The organism is Vibrio xiamenensis, from assembly GCF_900100015.1.
Taxonomy (GTDB): Bacteria; Pseudomonadota; Gammaproteobacteria; order Enterobacterales; family Vibrionaceae; genus Vibrio; species Vibrio xiamenensis.
The window spans coordinates 1-3,067 of record NZ_FNDD01000071.1 but is presented as its reverse complement, the minus strand read 5'-3'; the positions used below and the strand labels follow the sequence as shown (position 1 = coordinate 3,067).

Sequence of the window (3,067 nt, the reverse complement as noted above, 5' to 3'; positions counted from 1 at the left end):
GATGAAGAAAGTGCTTTCACGACGCTTGAAATGGCGCTGGTGCATAAAGATAAAATCGTTGGGGTTGGGTTGGATTCTTCGGAAAAAGGCCACCCACCAGAGAAGTTTCAACGGGTGTTTGAAAAAGCGCTGTCAGAAGGTTTTTTAACCGTAGCTCACGCCGGCGAAGAGGGCCCTGTTGCCAATATTCATAACAGTTTGTCATTATTAAAAACCACTCGTATCGACCATGGTGTACGCTGCGTTGATGACCCTAAATTGGTTGAGCAACTGGCGCAACAACGCATTCCACTCACCGTATGCCCACTGTCTAATATCAAACTGAAAGTGTTTGAGACCATGGATGAGCACAATATTGTTGAGCTACTTAGACAAGGTGTGTGCGTGACGATTAACTCCGATGACCCTTCCTATTTCGGTGGTTATATGACCGATAACTTTATCGCAGTTGCTAACGCGCATAACGTGACTCAGCAAGAGCTAGCGCAGTTTACCCTTAATGCGATTGAAGCCAGTTTTGTTGATGAAACACATAAGCAGCGTATGTCAGCGAAGGTTAACGCACTACTCGATAGCTAATTTGCTTACCCGTTAATGAGTTACATCGCAAAGCTCATTGGGCGAGAATAAAAAAGCGCAGCCTAGCTGCGCTTTTTGTCTATTTGCCGTCAATGGTTATCTATCCACAACATTATGTGGAAGAATTACAGACTCCAGTCTTGACCGGTATCTTGTACAAGCAGGTGGTAATCGGCGTCATCGTAGCTAACAGTAACATCTAAATAGCCAGTTTCATCACCGCTTTGGAAGTATTGTTGCTCAATAGTAATGCTGTTGTACTCATCGGAAAACTCGATGTCCATTGGACGCCAGTAGCTTTGAATAACCAAGCCATCGGTGTTATTTTGCAACACATCCTCATTGAGGGTTAAGGTCGAGTCCACATCGAGATAAATAGATTCGAAATTAACAAATTCAATATCGGAAGAATCACCGTATATCTCGATGATATCGTCGCCTTCTCCGCCATCCACAAACCGGATTTGATCGGTAGAAGCCTTTGGCGTTAGCGTTGAATTAAAGCGATCATTGCCATTATTGAGGGCAACATTAAATTCAGTGTATTGAGCGTTATTTTCGCTTGTTCCTTCGATATAGACGTAATCAGAGTTAGTATCGCTGCCTTGAATATCAAACATATTGCTCCATTCACCCAATACACCATTACTTTGAGTTGAGATCTTAATGATGGTATTGGCATTGAAGTCTGAGACGTCAATATCGGCGCGTTTTGCATTGTAGAGCTGTAGCCAAAATTCGCCGCTATAGTCATAATAATCGTCAGATTGCATTTGCCCTTCAAGATCAATATTAACATCGACAAAGTTTTCAATCTTAACCATGCTGTCATTGGCAACAATATTAATCGCGTCATTAGAATTTGATCCAAGATATTCAACCGAAACTTCTTTAGCGCCATCAGCGTTCCATTCGCCATTATTGGTTATATAAGTCGTCGCATAACCAAAATAATCTTGGGTATATTTGAGTGCGATATCATCAATTTCTTGAATAGCAACGTGTTGAAAAGGGTTAGAAGTATCAAGTGTTACATTTTCGATATCAAACTCGTGACCATTTTCGGTAGTTAGATTGCTAGCACTGCCCGTTCCATCGGTGTTGGTTTCGCCAAAGATAATATTCATTTTAACGCCTTTGATTGATTGGATGATTTAAAAAATTATAAATAGTTTTTAAAAATCAAAGGGATGAAATGGGTATGAGTTTTTTAGTTTTCTAAGACTAAGGTAATATGCGTTTGACAAATATGACCAATTTTATCATTTTTCATTTGTTGTTATTTTGATTATATTTTGATCTTATATTTGGTTTTTGGATAGAATGACTGGTTTTATGTTTATCTTGAATGCTTGTTTATTTTTCACTGTAAACTTAAGTGCTGAAATAAATCTCTATTTTTGTTCAGAAGTCGCTCGAGTTTGAGCGACTTTTGGTATTTTTTCGATTTATATAAGAGTGTTGATTCAATATTTTTTGAATGTTGTAAGTCTCAATTTTGGTGACTTTTTAAATAGAAATCAAATATTGGTTTTCTACTTTTATTGAACTCGAACTAACTTCAAAAAACGTTTTGGATAGCCGCTTTGATAATAATTGGTTTCAGTTACGCCAAAATGCTTTTTCGATGATGAGCTATGAATAAAGCTTAATTTTCCATCGCCGACTTGAGTGACAATCCCCGCGTGGCCGGGCTGACGAATATTGGGGTTGGTGCCAGTGAAAACGATAATATCGCCCACTTGCGCGTTATCAATCGAGACCGCTTGGTAGTACAGGCTAGGGTAGGCAGCGGTAGTGCGTGGAATATCGATATCAAAATGGCGATAGACATATTGAATATAGCCAGAGCAATCAAAACCTTTTGGTGTGCTGCCACCCCAAACATAGCGAGTGCCAAGATATTTGCGCGCGTAGGAAACCAGTTCCTCGTTAGATAAACTTTGATCCGACGGTAGTGATTGGGCAGCGAGTGAGCTTTGCGGTGTCGACTTGGCGTTGTTAACCGGCGCTGAGACTTTGCTACTCGGTAAACTCGCCGAGCTGCAGGCGGCCATTAAACACAGTGGCAGCAATAAAAGAGGTTTGAGCGTCATAATAAATATGGGTTTTATAAAATGAGAAATAAAATTAACATGACGTACTGTAACTGGCTATTCACCTGTGCAAAATTGACACACATCTTACAGCCGCAAACATCTGCACAAGCTAGAAGATGAAAAGGGAAGCCCATAGGCTTCCCTTTTTTGCTTGACGTTCAAACGGTGAATTATTGGTGCGGTTTTTCAAATACAGCCACAGACCAAGCTGGCACGCTGAGTAAACCGTCTTCATCGATGCTCGAAGCTAGGCTGTTATAGGCAATCGAATCACTGCCGGCAGCGCTTTGGATATTTTGCGTCACTTAGATGAAGAAAGTGCTTTCACGACGCTTGAAATGGCGCTGGTGCATAAAGATAAAATCGTTGGGGTTGGGTTGGATTCTTCG

At 40.7% G+C, this 3,067-nt stretch carries 4 protein-coding genes; 1 reads left to right on the top strand and 3 read right to left on the bottom strand.

Annotated features, from left to right (window positions below; genetic code table 11):
- The coding region (locus BLS03_RS25195; protein ID WP_143015702.1) for an adenosine deaminase family protein at positions 1 to 579 on the top strand (579 nt) is incomplete at its 5' end.
- Positions 580 to 704: 125 nt separating this feature from the next.
- Here BLS03_RS25195 and BLS03_RS25190 read toward each other — a convergent pair.
- From BLS03_RS25190 to BLS03_RS26060, 3 genes are all read right to left on the bottom strand, one after another.
- The gene (locus BLS03_RS25190) at positions 705 to 1,706 is read right to left on the bottom strand and encodes a hypothetical protein (protein WP_093279586.1); all 1,002 of its coding nucleotides are present in this window, start codon (positions 1,704 to 1,706) and stop codon (positions 705 to 707) included.
- A 414-nt stretch (positions 1,707 to 2,120) separates the two neighbouring features.
- The gene (locus BLS03_RS25185; RefSeq protein WP_093279585.1) at positions 2,121 to 2,675 is read right to left on the bottom strand and encodes a C40 family peptidase; all 555 of its coding nucleotides are present in this window, start codon (positions 2,673 to 2,675) and stop codon (positions 2,121 to 2,123) included.
- Positions 2,676 to 2,848: 173 nt separating this feature from the next.
- Positions 2,849 to 2,983: a hypothetical protein gene (locus BLS03_RS26060; protein ID WP_281241250.1), complete on the bottom strand. Its 135-nt coding sequence runs from the start codon at positions 2,981 to 2,983 to the stop codon at positions 2,849 to 2,851.
- Positions 2,984 to 3,067: the final 84 nt, after the last annotated feature.

Bases quoted from the DNA above. Each gene is read 5' to 3' on its own strand.
- BLS03_RS25185 (WP_093279585.1), bottom strand. From the start codon at position 2,675: ATGACGCTCAAACCTCTTTTATTGCTGCCACTGTGTTTAATGGCCGCC.
- BLS03_RS25190 (WP_093279586.1), bottom strand. From the start codon at position 1,706: ATGAATATTATCTTTGGCGAAACCAACACCGATGGAACGGGCAGTGCT.